Source organism: Pseudomonas sp. B21-047 (genome assembly GCF_024748775.1).
In the GTDB taxonomy this organism is placed as follows: Bacteria; Pseudomonadota; Gammaproteobacteria; order Pseudomonadales; family Pseudomonadaceae; genus Aquipseudomonas; species Aquipseudomonas capeferrum.
Genome location: NZ_CP087169.1, coordinates 5,100,492 through 5,121,383 on the forward strand (window position 1 = coordinate 5,100,492; position 20,892 = coordinate 5,121,383).

The 20,892-nt window shown below is 59.3% G+C and carries 16 protein-coding genes and 1 other RNA gene; 9 read left to right on the plus strand and 8 right to left on the minus strand.

The features are described from left to right. Nucleotides 1–58 precede the first annotated feature (58 nt). Nucleotides 59–493, minus strand: a complete 435-nt coding sequence (locus LOY26_RS23095; protein ID WP_033701615.1) for a type II toxin-antitoxin system RatA family toxin — start codon at nt 491–493, stop codon at nt 59–61. A 163-nt stretch (nt 494–656) separates the two neighbouring features. On the opposite strand from LOY26_RS23095, the gene smpB reads away from it, so the two are divergent. Then, nucleotides 657–1,139 (plus strand): SsrA-binding protein SmpB, encoded by a 483-nt coding sequence (gene smpB, locus LOY26_RS23100; protein WP_012312633.1) that lies wholly within the window; start codon nt 657–659, stop codon nt 1,137–1,139. A 159-nt stretch (nt 1,140–1,298) separates the two neighbouring features. On the opposite strand, the gene LOY26_RS23105 is transcribed toward smpB, so the two are convergent. After that, the gene (locus LOY26_RS23105; protein WP_047583811.1) at nt 1,299–2,066 is read right to left on the minus strand and encodes an FCD domain-containing protein; all 768 of its coding nucleotides are present in this window, start codon (nt 2,064–2,066) and stop codon (nt 1,299–1,301) included. A gap of 256 nt (nt 2,067–2,322) precedes the next feature. Between LOY26_RS23105 and LOY26_RS23110 the strand changes: the two genes are divergently transcribed. The 3 genes from LOY26_RS23110 to LOY26_RS23120 all read left to right on the plus strand — a co-directional run bounded on the left by LOY26_RS23110 (nt 2,323) and on the right by LOY26_RS23120 (nt 8,088). Then, nucleotides 2,323–3,993, plus strand: a complete 1,671-nt coding sequence (locus LOY26_RS23110; protein ID WP_033701618.1) for a lactate permease LctP family transporter — start codon at nt 2,323–2,325, stop codon at nt 3,991–3,993. A 63-nt stretch (nt 3,994–4,056) separates the two neighbouring features. Continuing rightward, nucleotides 4,057–5,202: an FMN-dependent L-lactate dehydrogenase LldD gene (gene lldD, locus LOY26_RS23115; protein ID WP_033701621.1), complete on the plus strand. Its 1,146-nt coding sequence runs from the start codon at nt 4,057–4,059 to the stop codon at nt 5,200–5,202. A gap of 75 nt (nt 5,203–5,277) precedes the next feature. Further along, nucleotides 5,278–8,088 carry an FAD-binding and (Fe-S)-binding domain-containing protein gene (locus LOY26_RS23120; RefSeq protein WP_258714135.1) on the plus strand — a complete coding sequence of 937 codons (2,811 nt, stop codon included), beginning with the start codon at nt 5,278–5,280 and terminating at the stop codon, nt 8,086–8,088. Between the two features lie 327 nt (nt 8,089–8,415). Here LOY26_RS23120 and LOY26_RS23125 read toward each other — a convergent pair whose 3' ends face one another. Next, a complete protein-coding gene (locus LOY26_RS23125; protein ID WP_258714136.1) occupies nt 8,416–8,664 on the minus strand; it encodes a hypothetical protein in 249 nt (82 codons plus the stop codon). Nucleotides 8,665–9,122: 458 nt separating this feature from the next. Here LOY26_RS23125 and LOY26_RS23130 point away from each other — a divergent pair, with 458 nt between their 5' ends. From LOY26_RS23130 to LOY26_RS23150, 5 genes are all read left to right on the plus strand, one after another. Next, a complete protein-coding gene (locus LOY26_RS23130) occupies nt 9,123–9,413 on the plus strand; it encodes a hypothetical protein (protein WP_033701626.1) in 291 nt (96 codons plus the stop codon). A 98-nt stretch (nt 9,414–9,511) separates the two neighbouring features. Continuing rightward, nucleotides 9,512–9,903, plus strand: a transfer-messenger RNA (tmRNA) gene (gene ssrA / locus LOY26_RS23135). A 187-nt stretch (nt 9,904–10,090) separates the two neighbouring features. Next, nucleotides 10,091–11,347 carry an integrase domain-containing protein gene (locus LOY26_RS23140; protein ID WP_258714137.1) on the plus strand — a complete coding sequence of 419 codons (1,257 nt, stop codon included), beginning with the start codon at nt 10,091–10,093 and terminating at the stop codon, nt 11,345–11,347. A 948-nt stretch (nt 11,348–12,295) separates the two neighbouring features. Beyond that, nucleotides 12,296–13,276, plus strand: coding sequence for an integrase domain-containing protein (locus LOY26_RS23145; RefSeq protein WP_258714925.1), 981 nt, complete (start codon nt 12,296–12,298; stop codon nt 13,274–13,276). Then, on the plus strand, nt 13,273–13,548 hold the full coding sequence (locus LOY26_RS23150) for a hypothetical protein (RefSeq protein WP_258714138.1): 276 nt from the start codon (nt 13,273–13,275) through the stop codon (nt 13,546–13,548). The genes LOY26_RS23145 and LOY26_RS23150 overlap by 4 nt, the downstream gene beginning before the upstream one ends. 61 nt (nt 13,549–13,609) lie before the next feature. On the opposite strand, the gene LOY26_RS23155 is transcribed toward LOY26_RS23150, so the two are convergent. From LOY26_RS23155 to rmuC, 5 genes are read right to left on the minus strand one after another with little or no spacing between them, the layout of a single operon-like run. After that, complete coding sequence (locus tag LOY26_RS23155; RefSeq protein ID WP_258714139.1) at nt 13,610–14,506, minus strand: hypothetical protein; 897 nt, start codon at nt 14,504–14,506, stop codon at nt 13,610–13,612. Then, complete coding sequence (locus LOY26_RS23160) at nt 14,506–16,296, minus strand: DUF3696 domain-containing protein (RefSeq protein ID WP_258714140.1); 1,791 nt, start codon at nt 16,294–16,296, stop codon at nt 14,506–14,508. Before LOY26_RS23160 ends, LOY26_RS23155 begins: the two co-directional genes overlap by 1 nt. A 14-nt stretch (nt 16,297–16,310) precedes the next feature. After that, nucleotides 16,311–17,456: a restriction endonuclease subunit S gene (locus LOY26_RS23165; protein WP_258714141.1), complete on the minus strand. Its 1,146-nt coding sequence runs from the start codon at nt 17,454–17,456 to the stop codon at nt 16,311–16,313. After that, entirely contained in the window at nt 17,453–19,036 is a 1,584-nt protein-coding gene (locus LOY26_RS23170) for a class I SAM-dependent DNA methyltransferase (protein ID WP_258714142.1), read from the minus strand. The genes LOY26_RS23165 and LOY26_RS23170 overlap by 4 nt, the downstream gene beginning before the upstream one ends. After that, nucleotides 19,036–20,886, minus strand: a complete 1,851-nt coding sequence (gene rmuC / locus LOY26_RS23175) for a DNA recombination protein RmuC (RefSeq protein ID WP_258714143.1) — start codon at nt 20,884–20,886, stop codon at nt 19,036–19,038. Before rmuC ends, LOY26_RS23170 begins: the two co-directional genes overlap by 1 nt. Nucleotides 20,887–20,892 lie beyond the last annotated feature (6 nt).

Consider the following 20,892-nt stretch of genomic DNA (forward strand, 5'->3'; position numbering starts at 1 on the left):
GCGGGTGGCATTAAAAAGCCCGGGCCTAGGCCCGGGCTTTTTCGTTTGCGGCCAGCACTCAGCTATTCAGCTGCTTGGCACGCTGGCAGAAGGCATCGACCAGGGTGTTGGCAGCCTGATTGAACAGCGGCCCCAATGTGGCGCGCACCAAGGGGCCGGCATAGTCGAAGGACAGGTCCAGGCTGATTTTGCAGGCCTTCTCGCCCAACGGCTTGAACACCCACACACCATGCAGCTGGGAGAACGGCCCCTCCTCCAGGTTCATTTCGATGGATTGGCCCGGCACCAGCACATTGCGCGTGACGAAATGCTGGCTCATGCCGCCCTTGGCCACTTCTAGCTTGGCCCGCATGTGCGTGTCGCTGGCCTCGATCACGGTAGCGGCAGAGCACCACGGCAGGAACTGCGGGTAGCTGGCCACGTCATTGACCAGATCATAGAGCGCCTGGGCGGGATACGGCAGCAGGGCGGAGCGTTGAATATGGGTAGTCATCCAGGCGTCACTTCCAAGGCTGGGTGGCGGCGCTTCGCAGCGTGCCGAAAACAGGTTCTGTACCTACGACAGGGCCTGTATTGTCCGGTATTCATTGCGGTGGCTCAAGCACACCGAAATCCCATAGCCGACGACGCATCGAGTTGCCTATAATGCCGCCCCTATGGCTAAACAAAAGAAACATCCGACCGGGACCATCGCGCAAAACAAGAAAGCGCGACACGATTACTTCATCGAACACAAGTTCGAGGCCGGGCTGGTCCTGTCCGGTTGGGAAGTAAAGAGCCTGCGGGCCGGCAAGGCGCACCTGACCGACAGCTACGTGCTGCTCAAGGATGGCGAAGCCTGGCTGTTCGGCAGCCACATCACCCCGCTGACCACGGCCAGCACCCACGTCATCGCCGACCCCATCCGCTCGCGCAAGCTGCTGCTGAACAAGCGCGAGCTGGAGCGTGTGGAAGCGGCGGTGGCGCAGAAGGGCTACACCTGTGTGGCCTTGGCGCTGTACTGGAGCAAGCACCTGATCAAGTGCGAGATCGCGCTTGGCAAGGGCAAGAAGGAATTCGACAAGCGTGACACCGTGCGCGAACGCGATTCCAACCGCGAGCTGCAGCGTGCCGTGCGGAACAAGGGCAAGGAAGACTAGATTCCGCCCTTGCGCGCTTGCTGTAGGAGCGGCCTTGCGTCGCGAAAGGGCCGCAAAGCGGCCCCGGATATAAGCGGCGACGCACAAATCCGGGGCCTGCTACGCAGTCCTTTCGCGACGCAAGGCCGCGCCTACAAGAGGCACATCAGCATTGGCCGCTTAACGTCCGCTGCGTCGCTCTGCCCGCGCCACGCGCTGCGCCTCTTCGTGCGCCTCTTCCAGCACCTCCTGCACATACAGAATGTGCCGGCTGGAAACCTCCCGCGCCTCCTCCGCCCTGCCCTCGACAATCGCCAGGTACAGCTCCCGGTGCTGACTGATCAGCATGTCCCGGGTTTCGGTCCGCTGTTGGTACATGCCGCCGATATTGGTCACCACGTTGCGCTTGAGCAGGTCGAACAAGCCGCGGATGGTATGCAGCAAGACCGCGTTATGGCTGGCCTCGGCAATCGCCAGGTGAAAGCGCGCATCCGCTGCGCCTTCCTCTGCCCGCGTCACCTGGTCAACCCGGGTATAGCAGTCCTGCAGCGCGTCGAAGGCCGCCTTCAGCCGTGCACGGTCCGGCTCGGTGGCGCGCTGGGCCGCGTAATACGCGCAGGACGCCTCCAAGGTATGGCGAAACTCAAGCAGGTCGCGCTGCGCCTCGGGGCTGTGCTCCAGCAACTGCAACAGCGGGTCGCTGAACGTCGAGCCCAGTGACTCGGCGACGTAATTGCCACCGCCCTGGCGGCTGATCAGCAGCCCCTTGGCCACCAGTTTCTGGATGGCCTCACGCAGTGACGGGCGCGACACACCGAACTGCTCGGCCAGAACGCGCTCGGCCGGCAGCCGCTGGCCCGAGGTCAGCGTGCCTTCGAGAATCATCCCTTCCAACCGATCGACGATGTCGTCGGACAGGCGCCGTTGGCGGACCTGATCAAAAACCATCACATGCTCTCCACAAACCCCCGGCAAATATCAGGGGGGCGCCTATTCTCGCCGATCCGCGCTGCACACACACCCATCACCCGGTGTTTTTCCAAGCTCATCAGACGCCCGCTCATCGGCACGTGACGAAAGTTTTGTGTCGGACAAATTGACACACCCACGACAGCGCTTTTAACCTAGCGCCCAGACATTGTAAATTGGTCTTACCAATTATCCAATGCCAGTGCTGACCAACAACAATTAGGGGCCACCCCATATGCAAACCTGGCAACAACTCTATAGCCCGCTTGGTAGTCTCGGCCTGTCCGCACTGGCGGCGGTCATCCCTATCGTGTTCTTCTTCCTTGCCCTGGCCGTGTTCCGCCTCAAAGGCCACGTCGCCGGCAGCATCACCCTCGGGTTGTCGATACTGGTGGCGATCTTCGCCTTCCAGATGCCTGTCGACATGGCCTTGGCCGCCGCGGGTTACGGCTTCCTCTACGGCCTCTGGCCGATTGCCTGGATCATCGTTGCCGCGGTGTTCCTGTACAAACTCACGGTCAAGAGCGGCCAGTTCGAAGTCATCCGCAGCTCGGTGCTGTCGATCACCGACGACCAGCGCCTGCAAGTGCTGCTGATCGGCTTCTGCTTCGGTGCCTTCCTGGAAGGCGCGGCCGGCTTCGGCGCACCGGTGGCCATCACCGCCGCCTTGCTGGTGGGCCTGGGCTTCAACCCGCTGTACGCCGCCGGCCTGTGCCTGATCGCCAACACCGCACCGGTCGCCTTCGGCGCGCTGGGCATCCCGATCATCGTCGCCGGCCAGGTGACGGGCATCGACGCCTTCCACATCGGCGCCATGACCGGCCGCCAGCTGCCGCTGCTGTCGCTGTTCGTGCCGTTCTGGCTGGTGTTCATGATGGACGGCGTGCGCGGCGTGAAGGAGACCTGGCCTGCAGCCCTGGTCGCCGGCCTGAGCTTTGCCGTGACCCAGTACTTCACCTCGAACTTCATCGGCCCAGAGCTGCCCGACATCACCTCGGCCCTGGCCAGCCTGATCTGCCTGACCCTGTTCCTGAAAGTCTGGCAGCCCAAGCGCTCGTTCGCGCAAGCCAAGGGCAGCGTCGGCGCCGCGGTCGTGCAATCAAGCGGCAGCCAGCCGAGCCCGTACAGCTTCGGCGAGATCTTCAAGGCCTGGTCGCCGTTCCTGATCCTCACCGTGCTGGTCACCATCTGGACCCTGAAACCGTTCAAGGCCGCGTTCGCGCCGGGCGGTGCGATGTACAACTTCGTGTTCAACTTCGCCATCCCGCACCTTGACCAGCTGGTGATCAAGACCGCGCCGATCGTTGCCGCGCCGACCGCCATGCCAGCGGTGTTCAAGCTCGACCCGATCTCCGCCACCGGCACCGCGATCTTCCTCTCGGCGCTGATCTCCATGGCGGTGCTGAAGATCAACTTCAAAACTGGTCTGACCACTTTCAAAGAGACGTTCTGGGAGCTGCGCTGGCCGATCCTGTCGATTGGTATGGTGCTGGCCTTCGCCTTCGTCACCAACTACTCGGGCATGTCCTCGACCATGGCCTTGGTACTGGCTGGCACCGGCGCCGCGTTCCCGTTCTTCTCGCCGTTCCTCGGCTGGCTGGGCGTGTTCCTGACCGGCTCGGACACCTCGTCCAACGCCCTGTTCAGCTCGCTGCAAGCCACCACCGCGCACCAGATCGGGGTCAACGACACCCTGCTGGTGGCCGCCAACACCAGCGGCGGCGTGACCGGCAAGATGATCTCGCCACAATCCATTGCCGTGGCCTGCGCCGCCACCGGCCTGGTGGGCAAGGAGTCCGACCTGTTCCGCTTCACCGTCAAGCACAGCCTGTTCTTCGCCACCATCGTGGGCCTGATCACCTTGGTCCAGGCTTACTGGCTGACCGGCATGCTGGTTCATCACTAAAGTGAAAGGGGCCGGGCGCCAAGGCGCGCCCGGCGTTCCCCTCAAGCAACGCTGCGAGAATCCATGATCATTTCCGCCTCTACCGACTATCGCGCCGCGGCCCAACGCAAGCTGCCCCCCTTCCTCTTCCACTACGCCGACGGCGGCGCCTACGCCGAGCACACGCTGCGCCACAACGTCTCGGACCTGGCCAGCATCGCCCTGCGCCAGCGCGTGTTGAAGAACATGTCCGAGCTCAGCCTGGAAACCCAGCTGTTCGACGAAACCCTGAGCATGCCCGTGGCCCTGGCCCCGGTCGGCCTGACCGGCATGTACGCCCGCCGTGGCGAAGTGCAGGCGGCACGCGCCGCAGCAGCCCATGGCATCCCGTTCACCATGTCCACCGTGTCGGTGTGCCCGATCGAAGAAGTGGCCCCGGCCATCAACCGGCCGATGTGGTTCCAGCTGTATGTGCTCAAGGACCGCGGCTTCATGCGCAATGCCCTGGAGCGGGCCAAGGCCGCCGGGGTCAAGACCCTGGTGTTCACCGTCGACATGCCGGTACCCGGCGCCCGCTACCGCGATGCCCACTCCGGCATGAGCGGGCGCAACGGCCCCATGCGCCGCGTGCTGCAAGCCATGACCCACCCCGAGTGGGCCTGGGACGTCGGCGTGATGGGCCGCCCGCACGACCTCGGCAACATCTCCAAATACCGTGGCAACCCCACCGGCCTTGCCGACTACATCGGCTGGCTGGGCAACAACTTCGACCCGTCGATCTCCTGGAAAGACCTGGAGTGGATTCGCGACTTCTGGGAAGGCCCGATGATCATCAAGGGCATCCTCGATGCCGACGACGCCCGTGACGCGGTCAAGTTCGGCGCCGACGGCATCGTCGTGTCCAACCATGGCGGCCGCCAGCTCGACGGCGTGCTGTCCAGCGCCCGCGCCCTGCCGGCGATTGCCGATGCGGTCAAGGGCGAGCTGAAGATTCTCGCCGACTCCGGCATCCGCAGCGGCCTCGACGTGGTGCGCATGATCGCCATGGGCGCCGACACTGTGCTGATCGGCCGTGCCTTCCTCTGGGCGCTGGCCGTGCATGGCGAGGCCGGGGTGAAGAACCTGCTCGAACTGTTCGAGAAGGAAATGCGCGTGGCCATGGTGCTCACCGGCGCCAAGTCGATCAGCGAGATCACCCGCGACTCGCTGGTCCGCGAACTGGGCGCCTGAACGCCTGCACGAAACACCGCCTGATTGACCGGGGCATGCGGCGCACCAGACGCCGCGGCCCCGCGAGGAGATTGCATGAGCCTGCCCGCCGCGTTCCTGCGTGATGCCGAGCGCCTGATACCCGCCGAACGCCGTTTCGACGACCCCACCTCCACCCTGGCCTTTGGCACCGATGCCAGCTTTTATCGGCTGATCCCCAAGCTGGTGGTGCGCGTCGAGTCCGAGGACGAAGTGGTCGGCCTGCTGCAACTGGCCCAGCGCGAGCGCGTGCCGGTGACCTTCCGCGCGGCCGGCACCAGCTTGTCTGGGCAGGCCATCAGCGACTCGGTGCTGATTGTGCTCGGCGACAACTGGAACGGCCGCGAAATCCGCGGCCAGGGCGAGCAGATCCGCCTGCAGCCCGGCGTGATCGGCGCCCAGGCCAACGCCTGGCTGGCACCGTTCGGGCGCAAGATCGGCCCGGACCCCGCCTCGATCAACGCCTGCAAGATCGGCGGCATCGTCGCCAACAACGCCAGCGGCATGTGCTGCGGCACCGCGCAAAACACCTACCACACCCTGGCCGGCCTGCGCCTGGTGCTGGCCGACGGCACCCGCCTGGACAGCGAAGACCCGGCCAGCGTCAGCGCCTTCGAGCACAGCCACGCCGACCTGCTCGAAGCACTGGCGCGCCTGGGCCGCGAAACCCGCGCCAACACCGAACTGGCCGACCGCATCCGCCACAAGTACCGGCTGAAGAACACTACCGGGCTGTCCCTCAATGCCCTGGTGGACTACGACCAGCCGCTCGACATCCTGCAGCACCTGCTGGTTGGGTCTGAAGGCACGCTGGGCTTCATCAGCGCCGTCACCTACAACACCGTGCCCGACCACCCGCACAAAGCCAGCGCCTTGCTGGTCTTCCCCAGCGTCGAAAGCTGCTGCCGCGCGGTCACCCTGCTCAAGCGCCAGCCGGTGTCTGCCGTAGAGCTGCTCGACCGGCGCAGCCTGCGTTCGGTGCAGAACATGCCCGGCATGCCGCTGTGGGTAAAAGGCCTGTCAGACAATGCCTGCGCGCTGCTGATCGAGTCCCGCGCGGCCAGCCAGACGCTGCTGCATGAGCAACTGCAGCAGGTGATGGCGTCGATTGCCGAGTTCCCGCTGGAGCAGAAAGTCGAGTTCAGCGAAGACCCAGCGGTGTACAACCAGCTGTGGAAAATCCGCAAAGACACCTTCCCCGCCGTCGGCGCCGTGCGCCAGACCGGCACCACGGTGATCATCGAAGACGTGACCTTCCCCATCGAGCAACTGGCCGAGGGCGTCAACCGCCTGATCCAGCTGTTCGACAAGCACCACTACGACGAAGCGATCATTTTCGGCCATGCCCTGGAGGGCAACCTGCACTTCGTCTTCACCCAAGGCTTCAACAGCGCCGAGGAAGTGAAGCGTTACCAAGCCTTCATGGACGACGTGGCCCAGCTGGTGGCCGTGGAGTTCGGTGGCTCGCTGAAGGCCGAGCACGGCACCGGCCGCAACATGGCGCCGTTCGTGGAGCTGGAGTGGGGCCATGACGCGTACCAGTTGATGTGGGCGCTGAAGCGCCTGCTCGACTCCAACGGCATCCTCAACCCCGATGTGGTGCTGAGCGAAGACCGCGATATCCACCTGAAAAACCTCAAGCCGCTGCCGGCCGCCGATGAAATCGTCGACAAGTGCATCGAGTGTGGCTTCTGCGAACCGGTGTGCCCGTCCAAGGGGCTGACCCTGAGCCCGCGCCAGCGCATCGTCATGTGGCGTGATATCCAGGCCAAGAAACGCGCCGGCATCGATACCCGAGCGCTGCTCAAGACCTACCAATACCAAGGCCTCGACACCTGCGCCGCCACCGGCCTGTGCGCCCAGCGCTGCCCGGTCGGCATCAACACCGGCGAGCTGGTGAAGAAGCTGCGCAGCCAGGCCGCCGAGCACGACAAGGCCGCCGACTGGCTGGCCGACCACTTCCACACGGCACTGAGCGGTGCCCGCCTGACCCTGACCGCCGCCAACACCGCCCGCAAGCTGCTCGGCGCCCCGCGCCTGGGCCGTTTGAGCACAGCGTTGAGCAAAGCCAGCAAAGGCCGGCTGCCGCAGTGGACCCCAGCCATGCCACAGCCCCTGCGCAGCATCGACTTTGGCCCGGCGAGCCATGATGCCCGGCCACGGGTGGTGTACCTGGCGGCTTGCGTGTCACGCGTGATGGGGCCGGCCTATGCGGACCGGGAGCAAAGCTCATTGCTGGACAAGACCCGCGGGCTGCTGGAGAAGGCCGGTTACCAAGTGGTGTTTCCGGAGAACGCCGACAGCCTGTGCTGTGGGCAGCCGTTTGCGTCCAAGGGGTACCCGGAGCAGGCTGAGCACAAGCGCCAGGAGTTGATCAACGCCCTGCTGCATGCCAGCCGCGGAGGGCTTGACCCGATCTACTGCGACACCAGCCCGTGTACCTTGCGCCTGGTGCAGGACCTGGGGGAAACCCGCCTGGACCTGTACGACCCGGTGCGCTTCATTCGTAGCCATCTGCTGGACAGGCTGGAGTTCACCCCGCAGGAAGAGCCGGTGGCGGTGCATGTGACCTGCAGCACCCAGCACTTGGGGGAAAGCCAGGCGCTGATAGACCTGGCGCGGCGGTGCAGCAAGCAGGTGGTGATACCGGAAGGGATTCACTGTTGTGGGTTTGCCGGGGACAAGGGGTTTACCACGCCGGAGCTCAATGCACATTCGCTGCGGAGCTTGAAGGATGCGGTGCAGTATTGCAGTGAAGGGATTTCTACCAGCCGCACCTGTGAGATTGGGTTGTCCAGCCATAGTGGCATTGATTATCACGGGTTGGTTTACCTGGTGGATCGGGTGACGCGGGCGCGTAGTATCTGAAGCATGAGATGGCGTTATGGCTGACAGGTGTTCGCCAATGCATGTTCAGCGCCTATGAGATCGAGCGCCGCCCGCGCGGCGCATCGCGACGCAAGGCCGCTCCTACATTTGTTTCGGGCCAGTGAGGTCTGTGCCATTGGCGCGCGACCGCCTTGTTTGTACGACGCGATATCGAGGCGGGCACCAAGGGGTCGCGCGCCAATGCCTCTGGAATAACTGGCCCGAAACAAATGTAGGAGCGGCCTTGCGTCGCGATGCGCCGCGCGGGCGGCGCTCGATCTCATGGGCGCCAAAAATACCATGACAAGCACTAGGCCCCCAAAGCCCTCAAGCCTCGCGTGCCAGCACCAACTCAGCCAACGCCCTGCTCATCTGCACGTTATGCACCGAATTCACCAGCATACCGATACCCGGCTCACCGGCATTACCGCAGATGTATTCGTCCAAGGTGTCTTCAATACCGCGCATCAGCTGAATGGCGTACAACAGCGCCTCAGGTGAAGGCACCTTATTGTCGATGGTGTAGAACGAACGTGAAGACGTTTGGCTGGGTGGGTCAGGAACAATCTTCTTCATAAATCTTTCTCCCGTTTGTGTGCATGAAGCTCCGCCCATTCCCTCTCACAGGAATGGGTGGCAGCTGTACGCGGGGTGAGAGACCGGCCAAACAGGAGGAAACCGGCCAGGCACAAGGCCTGCCCGCGCACAGCTACCATGACGGTAAATCTCTTGAATGGAGCGGGCTCTCACACCCGATCGCCAAACCATGGCGACCCAGGGAAACTAGCCCCTGCGCTCATCATCGACAACAGAGAAACGGCTGCGGCGCCGGTAGGATAATTCCTAAACCAATTCCACCTGAAGCATTTGGTTTCAAGTTCCGAATTCCCCTACAGCCCCGCCGCCCAAAGCGACGCAATCACGCCTAGCCACCCCATCATATCGCCCCCGCCCCCAACCCGATTGAACCCTCGCCAAATCCGCACAGTCCACCTTACAGGCCCACCTTCCAGAGGCCTCAGAAGGAGTCACCCATGAAAGGTACCGCGCTTTCGGCCCTCTTCGCGGCCGCTACCCTCCTGGCCTCGCCAGTGTTCGCCGCAGAGGACCTCTGCACCGCCAACCTGCAGAAAATCGACGACAGCATGGCCACCGCCGGCGCCACCTCCGAGGGCTTGGATAAAGCCCTCACCGAGCACGTCGACAAAGCCAAAGCCGCACAGGCCTCGGGCGACACCAAGGAATGCATTGCCATTACCAGCAAAGTCTTGGAACGCCTGGAAAAAACCGAGAAAGGCAGCGGCTCGGGCGGCGGCGGTGCCTGAGCCTGAAGCGGGCGGCGGAACCTGCTGTCGACGCCGCCCGCTTTAGCGCGTATACTCAGTCCACGTGCCGAAAGGTACGGTCAGCTAGAGCTGAGTGTGGGGCCGATTAGGATTCGACGCCGGTAGCGAAACTCTAGGTGCATGCCGAGTTGGTAACAGAACTCGTAAATCCACTGTTGCAACTTTCTATAGTTGCCAATGACGAAAACTACGAGGGTTACGCTCTCGCTGCGTAAGCAGCTGAGCCCGCTCTCCTGGTAGCTTCGGCTCCAGCAATCATCAGGGGATGCCTGTAAACCCGAAATGATTGTCATACAGAACAGGATCGTCGTGTAGCACGTTGGGGGCAAAGCGACTAAAACTTACCCAACTCATCCAAAGCACCCTGCCCGTCGGGCGGCTGCGGATTAAATCAGTAGACACGGCTAAGCATGTAGTACCGACAGCGGAGTACTGGCGGACGGGGGTTCAAATCCCCCCGGCTCCACCAAATGATCAAAAAAAGACGTCCACGGACGTCTTTTTTTGTGCCTGCGATCCAGTAAATACGCGGCCTCCAGCGCTTTTGCGGTCTTTGAAGAGTTTTTGAGTTCCGGCCGTTCGGGTATTCCAGACGGTATTCCAGCTCATCCGGTGCTAATCTTTGGAATACCGAATCAGTGCCTGAGGACAATCTCATGCCTGCTCAAAACCTCCGCCTCTCCGATCGACAACTCAAGGGAGTCAAACCCGCGTCCAAGGATTACGTCCTCACGGACGGTGACGGTTTGCAGCTCCGGGTACGCAGCAACGGCTCGTTGCTGTGGAATTTCAACTACCGCGAACCCGTGACCAAGAAGCGCATCAACATCGGCTTCGGGACCTACCCCGAACTGTCACTGGCGAATGCACGAAAGATGGCAGTCGAAGCGCGCGAGCTACTCGCACAGGGCATTGATCCGAAGGTGCAGCGCAATACGCTGAATGAAGCCAAGCGCGCAGAAACGGAGCACACCTTCGAGAACGTCGCCACCGCCTGGTTCGAGCTCAAGAAGGACTCGGTCACTCCGGCCTACGCCGAGGACATTTGGCGGTCGCTCACGCTGCATGTATTCCCCGACTTGAGGACGACACCACTCGCAAAAATCACCGCGCCGATGGTGATCGCGTTGCTCCGCCCCATCGAAGCGAAAGGCAGCCTGGAGACAGTCAAGCGTCTCAGCCAGCGGCTAAACGAGATCATGACCTACGGCGTAAACTCCGGCCTGATCTTCGCCAACCCGCTCAGTGGGATCAGGGCAGTATTCAAGAAGCCCAGAAAAGAGAACATGGCTGCGCTTCCGCCCGAAGAGCTCCCCGAGCTCATGCTGGAGATCGCCAACGCCAGTATCAAACGCACGACCCGTTGCCTGATCGAATGGCAGCTGCACACGATGACTCGCCCCGCCGAGGCGGCAACTACTCGCTGGGCAGACATCGACTTTGAAAGGCGTGTCTGGACTATCCCGCCGGAGCGGATGAAAAAGCGCCGCCCTCACAGCATCCCGTTGAGTGATCACGCTGTAGCACTGTTGGAGTCAATGAAGACCCACAGCGGCCATCGCGAATACGTCTTCCCGGCAGACAGAAATCCGCGCACACACGCCAATAGCCAGACCGCCAACATGGCGTTGAAACGCATGGGCTTCCAAGATCGATTGGTCAGCCACGGCATGCGTTCGATGGCCAGCACCATCTTGAATGAACATGGCTGGGACCCGGAACTCATTGAGGTCGCACTGGCGCATGTCGACAAGGATGAGGTGCGCAGCGCCTACAACCGAGCAGACTACATCGAACGCAGGCGACCGATGATGGCCTGGTGGAGTGAGTACATCCAGAAGGCCGCCACCGGCAGCCTGCTCGCCTCAGCGTACGGCCAAGTCAGAGACCAGAACGTGGTGCCGATACGCTAGCGCTATGCAGGCGCATCAACGGCAGCAACAACAATTGAGCGTTCAAGATTCAGGGAAAGCAGCCTCGTTTATCCGCTTGTCAGCGCGGGTCCATCCAAACAGGGCTGCAAAGCCGCCCTGTTTGGATGGACCTCACTTTGAAGAGCTAACAGCCACAACGTTGTCCAGGATTTACCACGGAATTCCACCGATGGATAACCGCTTTTCACGTCCTCAAGAGCACTGAATTTCGGCCCTTGACCGGGTTTATCCACAGGCGTAGAACTGGCCGTGCAAGCGCTGTCGATGACAGCACCCCAGGTGGCCTGAACCTTAAAGGTCACGCCGCTCTCGCGGTGGTTCTCCCCAAGGGCGATTCGCATCAGGCAGCTCGCCTGGTCACCTCCCCGGTGATGGATGCTCTTACACATATGGCCCTCGTGCGCCAGATACACCTTACCTCGCTGCCCTGCAGCAACCTATCCGCTTGGCCGAATATTGCGCCAACCTGTGCCCGTCTCTTTCTTCGGGAAAGAGACGGGCACTTCTACCACTGCTGCAGCCCTGATCGCACATGGCTTCGCGGCAATCCCCCTCGTGACAATCGGCGTGACAAACGCCGATGTCACCAGCAACAGCCATGTAGATGATGGTGCCGCAGACCAAGGAATGGACTGCCCCTGACTGACAGTCAGGCATGCCCCGGTCATCGCATTGCTGCTTGCACATAGCTCAGGATCTCGCGGCACTGGTCTCGTCAGCCAATGCAGCCTCCACCCGCCCACCGGTAACGGTGTTCAGGAGGCCAGATCATGAGATGCCCTTGCTCCCGGACGTAAGGAGCCGCCAGTCCCGCGTAGAGGACATTCCCCACAGGTCGCAGGGGCCTTGATCCCTGATAACACTCAACATTCTTGGCGGGATGACGTGGGGCGAGGACCGGAGAAAGCAGAAGATGAGGTGACCAATATGGCATTGGTGGGTAGACGCGATGGCCGCAATTTCGGCTACGGCCGACAGTTGAGCTACGCGGGGCCGCAAGCGCTGAAAGACATGTTCGGCGGAGGTCACTACGGCACGGTCAAGGCGCACTGTGATCGGTGGCAGGCATTCGTGAAGTGGTGCCGCTCCGAACATGGGCCCAGTATCAATGATGCGCGGCAAATTGATCGGAAGGTATTGGCGGACTATGCGGCGTATCTGCGCGACATGGTTAAGCGCGGTGACCTCGCTGTCAGCACCGCGCAAAATCGGCTATCCAGCGTTAACAGGACCATGGCGGCGCTTCGCGGTGATCAGTATGTAAAATTGCCCAGTCCGAGCAAGGAACTGGGTATGCAGCGCACGGGAGTTCGACAGTCGGTGCCGCAGGGCCAAGACCCCGATGCGGTTAAGCAGATCGTCGATGCGCTTTGCAGCAGTCATCAGCAGCGGGCCGCCGCAATCGTTCTGTTGGCACGAGCCACCGGCATGCGTTTGCGTGAGGCCATCTTGGCTGACCTGCAACGGTTGAGCCGTGAGGCTAAAGATCTAGGCAGGATTAACATTCAGGACGGTACCAAAGGCGGTCGCGCCGGCGCCTCTGCACCTCGTTGGATTACGGTGGATGACCATATTCTTGATGCGCTTGGGTTTGCACGGAAGGTGTCACCTGCGGGTAGTCGCAACCTAATTGCGCCACACGAAAGCTACCTACATCTTATGCAAGAAATCATCAGGCCTGCTCGGGACATCCTGCATGCACACAATCTCAAAGGCTTCCATGAGCTACGAGCGGCATACGGATGTGAGCGCTATGAGCAAATCACCCAACACCGCGCGCCTATCAACGGCGGCCAATGTTGCCAGGTAGATAGGAACCTTGATCGTGAGGCTCGGAAGCAAATCAGCTATGAGTTGGGGCACGGTCGAATCGACGTGGTCGCGGCTTACATTGGAGGACGGACATGAGCAAGCCATTCGATATGGAGGTGTTCCTGGCTGGCGTGCTGACTGGCTCGCACGCAACCCGGCAACGACATGTGCGACAGGCGAGGATCATCCAAGCCGAAATAGCAAAACGCTGGAAGCGAACCACACCCTGGACTTGGCAAAGAAAGCATTTGGCCTGGTTTCTCGGTCACCACCTTACGCCGAAAAGTCAGGCAACGCGCTATTACTACGTTCTGACAGCACGATTACTCATTCGTCGCCTAGAAAAGCCATGGATATTCAATGGCTAAAAAGAGTAGCCGTGCTCAGGACACAGCCCCAATTCAGCTCCCTCTTGACATCGGAATCACTTCACGACAGAACAATAGACTCTGCGTTAGCCAGGCCATCGTCAGACTCCAGATAGTGACTTCTCAGCTCAGCCACCCGGCGCTCATCCAAGCAGACAACATCGGTCAAGTGCTCGCGCTGTGCATGATCCGGGGGCTCAACAAAACCTCGATCAAAGCGCAAACCAGCACGCGGGCTGAATATATAACGCGCATGAAAGTCTTGATCCAAAGCAGCATCAGATAATAGATGAATACTTATACAAACCCCTTGCCCCAGTAGAGCCTCAAGCATCCTTTCATAATCGGCAGCAATAAGGTCAAGGCGACGGTCGTCCGTGCTTTTTGCGGTAAAGATAATCAGCTCAACTAGTCGATGCTCCTGCTGGCGACAAATATCAAACATCGCCTTCAACACCCTGCAACACTTGGGCATGGCCTGAAAATACGGGTCGACTAGAACAATTCGATCAGAACTCAGCAACACATACCGCGCAGCCTCGGCCAAAGCTTGAGCATTACGCTTAACCTGCACATCACGACGATTTTCGAACAGCGCCTCTTCAACCTCGGCTAAACAATGAAATCGCTCTGCATCGTGCTTATCCCGCACCAAGATTGCTGACAGACGTTCGCGTACACCATCTTGTTTGGCATTGGCGATCCAGTCGTCACCATCAAACGGCAGCCCCAAGCGTACAAACCGGTCGTTCTGGGCTTGGCGCAGCTTCTCGACGATACGCGCCCGCTCCACATCCCCCACGCCGCGACGCTCACATGCCTCAATCACCAAACGGGGCCAGGGCTTAGGAAAGCGTGCAATCAACAACCCCTTGCTGTAGCCGAACTTCTCCAGTGCGTACTTCAAGTCTTGCCAGTTATCGATAGCGTCCGGCTCAATGGCGAATATGGCGTGCATCAGAACAACTCCTCGCCACGCTCAGCAAAGAAGCCCTTGGGCCAACGGCTGGTGAACTCGCCATAGCGATCAATTTCGATACGCGTGGCCTTTACCCCGCCTGCTGCCGTATCGAGATAAATAATCGACACATCCTCAGGTGCCAGCGGCTTCAGGCCATCAGGCAGCTCGCCTTCTGTGCTTTCGCGAATGCGCCTAAGTATCCGCAAAATCAGATGTTCACTATGGGTCTCGATCAGGAAGCTACATTGGCGATTGGCCTGGGTGAGCAAATCACCTATGTCCACCTGAATTCGTGGATGCACATGCAGCTCTGGCTGCTCGCAGGTCACAAGCCCCTGGCGCGCCTCCACAGCCGCCACTATCAGCGGAAACAGCTGTGAAATCCCCACACCAACCTCGGAGAAGGCTACTTCGCACTGCCGCGCGTCATCCCACAGCGCCCATTGATTGCGCACCTGCTCAATAACGGCACCCTTAGGGGCAGCGCTATCAGGCGCGAGCTCCTGCAGAAGCGCTTTCAGCTTCTCCATGTCTATAGGCGCTTTCTGATCTGACGGATTACCTTCCTCATCAGCACCGCTGAAGCTGATTTCAAGCTTATCGCCATGCGCATCGAGCATAGCGCGCAACTCGCCTAGACTGTCGTCACCACCGGAATACACCACCTTGCTCACCACCGACTTTGCACGCAGTGAATAGCCAAGGCCGAGATGCCCCATCCACTGGTTAATCTCGGCCAGCAAGGCGGGCGCTTTGTGCTGGCGGCTGAGCGCACTAACTACGTCCCAAGCAGCCGCGCCGCTGTACCAGTCTTTCTGCTCGGGATAAGGATTAGGCTGGCGCAAGGCATCGGGCACCATGCGCAGCGGGCCGATGCACAAACTCTGATTAAGCAGTGTCAGCAGGTTATCTAACGGAGCTACCAATACATCCGAGAGAATTTCATGCAAACGTGTGGTGATACGCGGGTCGTCGTGTTCGACAGTGGTTTCCAATCGCTTACCCAGCAGGGGTAAGGCGCCAGCGAAGCCTTCAAAACCCAGCTCGGCATGGGCAAAGGTCATTTCAGACAAGTGCCTGGATTCGCGGCGACTGACCTGCCGGGTGGGGCGCTGAGCATTCAATAGCTCATGCAAGACGCTTACAAAGCCTTCGGCTTCGCGCTCCGGAGCTTCGTCCAAATCAAGTTCGGTCAACAGAGCGGGATGCTGGTAATTTAGCCAGGCCAGCACCGGCTGCTTCATCCCCGCATCGCTGTTAAGTTCAGCGATCAGCGTATCGTCCAGCCACAGCTTGTAACAAGCCACATAGGCGGTTTCGGCTGATTTAGACCAAGCGATATGCAACTCCACAGCAAAGCGAACGGCATCTGCGGTTGGGCTGTCGACAGTTAGGCCAAAATCCTCGTTGATCAGCTCATACAGCTGGTTGTAACTACCACCGATGCTGTCGTCTTTCGCGACATGAAGCTTGATGACAATGCGCTTATTCAGATCACCATCATTCACCAGGCTGGCAAAGCCGCCAATGTGTTTCTCGCCCAACACATCAATGCGCTGCGGGTCGCAGTGGCCTTTAGCCAGAATTTGTTGCAGATAAAACAGCGCCTGAAGCACCGAGCTTTTGCCGACGCTATTAGGGCCAAACATCAAGGTTATCGGCGCCAACGGGATAGCTTGAGTGGCCTGAAAGGAACGAAAGTTAGTGAGGGCGATTTCTATAATGCGCATTGTTATACTCCAGCTCAGCCCATAACCGACAAATGGCTTGACGGACTTAAGGCGCATGGGAATTTCCTTATCTACAGCTGGCCAGCAAAGGCTTTTTGAGATAACGCACTGAAGTTCAACACAGCCAATTGATATGCAGACTCTTGAATGCTCATAAGCGATTTGCCTTTCCAGTAAGCAGCTGAAAACTCTATTTGCTTTTGTATATCCGGCACTGGAATCTCAATCGCATAAAGCTCTTTCGTGCGAATTCCTTTAACCGTACTACCGGAAGATCGAGCATAAATTAAGTCCTGAACAAAAGGATGCAGCAACAAGAACAGGAGATATTCATGCGTCACCCTCCCTTTAGATCGTAGAGCCACCAAACGCTGGCCAATTGCAACTTTCTCATACTCACCTAGCAAGGCAACATTTCCGAGCGGTGCTTCAGTAGTAAAAAGAACATCGTTCTTTCTAGGAAAGCCTCTCGTCATCCATGCATCATAATTTTCTTCGGGAATGTACTCTCTCGGCTCATCATCGACATACCCACCTTTGACGTTTTTCGCTGTTATCAAAGGAACTCCACACTCAGACTTTTCGGGAGTCTTACCTCTGTAATCAATGTAATCAACCAACTCCAGCAGCTTGTATTTTTGCGATCGTGCATACCCAGAAGATGTAACAAGCTCGCCGAACATATTCAGAAACACAGCGCGAAGGAAGTCGTCGGCGAGCTGGATGGCTTGCTGGCGCTTGTGGCGGATGGCGTCGGCATTGTCGAGGATGCCGGCGATACGTTTTTGTTCGGGCAGGGGTGGCAGGGGGATTTCCCACTCAGCTATATGCGTTCGATTTACCTGCTTAAACGTTGAGCCAGTTCCCTTTGACGCTAACTCATGCTTATGGGTGCAGATAAAATGCCAAAGATAGGAGGCGTCAAGCCTATCTTTAATAACTCTTAGCCCCGCCACTCCCCGCCCAAGGCAGTAATCTCTATCACTCCAATTCAAATCGCCAATTGTTGCACGAATACAAAGTATCAAATCACCGAACTGGGAAATCTTACCTGCCTCAGTTGTAAATTTTTTAGGGATAGGAGTTTTCTCACCGAAATCTCCAGCGCCAGCCAGTAGTGGAACGCCCTCACCAGTTTCGTTATATGAGGAGCCATCTGGCGCCTGCCCCATGATGACGTTACAAACATCTGTCAATTTAACTAGAGGCCAACTCACAGCATCCCCTCCAACTCATCCAGATCCGCCAGAATTTCCTGCTCCAGCCCTTTCAGCCGTTGAAGAATAACCTTCGGATCTTCGTACTGCTCCTGCTGGTACTCCACTTCCTTGTAGCGATTGATGGAGAGGTCGTACTTGTTGGCGGCGATATCCTCGGCCGGCACGACAAAGGCCTTTTTGCGCTTGTCACCGAACAGGGTATTGATAGTGCTGGCACTGATATTGCCGTCGATCATCTGCCGGTATTTGTGCCATTGGGCGATGGCGTCGGGCAGGTCGTTGCTGCCCTCGCATTTCAACTCGGTACGCTTGTCATCCAGCGAGTAGCCGTCAGCTTGCAGGTCGTAGAACCACACGCGCTCTGTGGTGCCGCCCTTGGTGAATATCAGAATGGCAGTACTGACGCCGGCATAGGGTTTGAATACCCCGCTGGGCAGACTGACTATGCCTTCGAGCTGGTTGTTGTCCAGCAGCTCCTGGCGCAATTGCTGGTGGGCCTTGCTTGAGCCGAACAGCACGCCGTCCGGCACGATCACGGCGGCGCGGCCACCGAGCTTGAGCGAGCGAAGGATATGGGCGACGAACAGCAGCTCGGTCTTTTTGGTTTTCACCAGGCCGAGCACGTCGGGGTTGGTGTTGGTTTCGTCCAGGCTGCCTTTGAAGGGCGGGTTGGCCAGCACTACGTCGAAGAAGTCCTGTTCCTGACGCGGGTAGTGCTCCTTGATGGATTTGCTCAGGGAGTCCTGGTAGCGGATGTTCGCGCCGTTCACGCCGTGGAGCATCATGTTCATGCTGGAGACGCGCAGCATGGTGGTGTCGAAGTCGAAACCCCAAAACATCTGGCTGTTGAGGTGCCGGCGGTAGGGTTCGAGCAAGTCTCCGGAATAATGAAAGTTGCCGTCTTCATCGGTGAAGGTGCCTTCCGGGCTGGAATACACGCGGTTGAGGTATTCCATGGTGCGGGCCAGGAAGCCGGCAGTGCCGCAGGCCGGGTCGCAGATCACCTCGGTCGGCTGCGGCGCGATCAGTTCGATCATCGCGTCGATGATATGGCGTGGCGTGCGGAACTGACCGTTGATACCGGCGGTGGTCAGCTTGCTGAGCAAGTATTCGTAGATGTCGCCCTTTACGTCACTCTGGGTCAGCGGCAGCTCGTTGACCATCTCCAGGGCTGAGGTGAGTACGGACTCGTTCTTGATCTCCAGATCGGCGTCCTGCATATATTCGCTGATATGGCCGAGGCCTTCGCGCTCACCGCCCTCGCCTTCGGCGCTGCCGAGTTGGGCGAAAAACGGATAGACCTTTTTCTTGAGGTGACTGTGCAGTTCCTTCCCGCTCATGTTGCGAAAGTTCTTCCAGCGCAGCAGTTGGCCTTCCGGGGTATTGGGGAAGAGACGATCGAAGGCCTTGCCGGTGCGGTTAGCTTTGCGCTCGGCCACGTCTTCCTGCATGTCGAGCATGCGGGCGAACATCAGGTAGCTGATCTGTTCGATCACGGTCAGCGGGTTGGTGATACCGCCAGTCCAGAATTTTTCCCAGAGCTTGTCGATATCGTTGCGTATCTTGCCGGTGAGCATCAGGCGTTCTCGTAGTCGGTTTCAGTGTCGGATTCAGCGAGCAGGTCTTGATCTTCGGTGGTGTCAGCGAGAGCCTCAATGTTCTGCTCGGCAGGGATAAAGTCGATTTCCAGCGCAGCTTTGTCGGCGAAATAGGCAGGTAACTGGGCTTTGATGGCAGGCGCCAGGTTCTTGAATTCGCCCACCTGTTTGACCAGGTTGCCCTTGCCGCTGACCAGCTGGCCTTCGGCCTTAACATATGCTTCGGTGGCGCTTTCCAAGCCCTTTTTGATTTTCTCAAAGCTGGCCAGGAAGGTGTTGAGCTTTTTGAACACGCCCTCTGCCCGACTGGCCAGCGCGGCGGTGTGTTTGTTCTGATCCTCATAGCGCCAGAGCTGGCGCACGATATTAAGGCTGGTGAGCAGCGTGGTAGGTGTGGCCACCAGCACGTTGTTCTCGATGGCCTGCTGGAACAGGGTTTCGTCTGCCTTGAGCGCCTCGACGAAGGCCGACTCAATGGGGATGAACATGAATACCATGTCCGGAGAATTAAGCCCCGGCAGTTTGTAATAGTCGCGGTCAGCCAGTTCCTTGATGCGGCTGGCCACGGCCTGCACATGCTCTTTCAGGGCCTGCTTACGCTCTAAATCGTCTTCGGCGTTCACATAGCGGGTATAGGCGTTAAGCGAAACCTTAGCGTCGATGATCAGGTGCCTGGCCTGAGGCAGGTACACCACGGCGTCGGGGCGCTGGCGCCCCTCCTCCGTGGTGATGCTGACTTCGCGCAGATAGTCCTTGCCCAACTGCAGGCCTGAGCGGTCGAGTACGTTCTCCAGCACCAGTTCGCCCCAGTTGCCCTGCAGCTTCTTTTGGCCACGCAGCGCGGTGGACAGCTCATGGGCTTCGGCGGTGATCTGCTGATTCAGCGTTTTCAGCTGCTCCAGCTCTTTACGCAGCTCACCCTGTTGGGTGGTTTCGCGGTGGTGGATCTCCTGCACTTCACGCTTGAAGGTGTCGATGGACTGCTGGAACGGCGTCATCACGGCGCTCAAGCTGAGCTTGCTGCTTTCCTGCAGGGCCTGGGCTTTCGCTTCGAGAATCTCATTGGACAGCAACTTGAACTGCTCGCTCAGGCTGGCTTTCTGCCGTTCGAAGTTGGCCTGCTCACGGGCATGGCTGGCCTCGCGTTCATCCAGTTCGGCCCTAAGTTTGGTTTCCTGGCGCTTGATCTCTGCCTGGTCGCCCTGCAGCGTTTCAATCTTTTCGCCTGCGGTCTTCATCTGCTCCTTCAGCTCTGCCAGCTGTGTCCGAGCATCCGTGTTGGCAGCCTCAAAGCCTTTGGCTTTTTTGCCCTCTTCGGCCAGTGCTGACTTGAGACCACTGACCGATTCACGCTCTTGCTGAAGCAAGGTATTCGCCTGCTCCAGACGACTCTGGTAGTCCTCAACTTTTGCGTTAAGGCTCCGAATTTCAGTCAACGCCGTTTCATGCTGAATGACCGCTTCATGATGTTGTTTGGCAGACTGCTCCAGCTTGGCCTCCAGGGTTGCATGACGACCCTTAGCTTCCTGCTGTTCCTGAGTCAGCCGCGTCACGCTGTCGAACGCGCCCTGCAGCTTGGTTTTCAGGGTGCTCTCGGCGACCTGGAGCTCATGCACTCGTGCTTCCGAGGCCTTGAGCTGCTCACTCAACGCGGCGCTGTCGGCCACTGCTGTCGTTTGAGCCAGTTGGGCCTGCTCAAGCTCGGCCGCTAGCTGACTGAGTTGCCGGCCCTGACGCAGTGCTGCCGCAAAATAACCCAGCAACGCGCAAGCCAGTGCGAGTACAACTGTGATGACGATGATATCGGTGGTCCATTGACTGGCTTGCATGTGCAC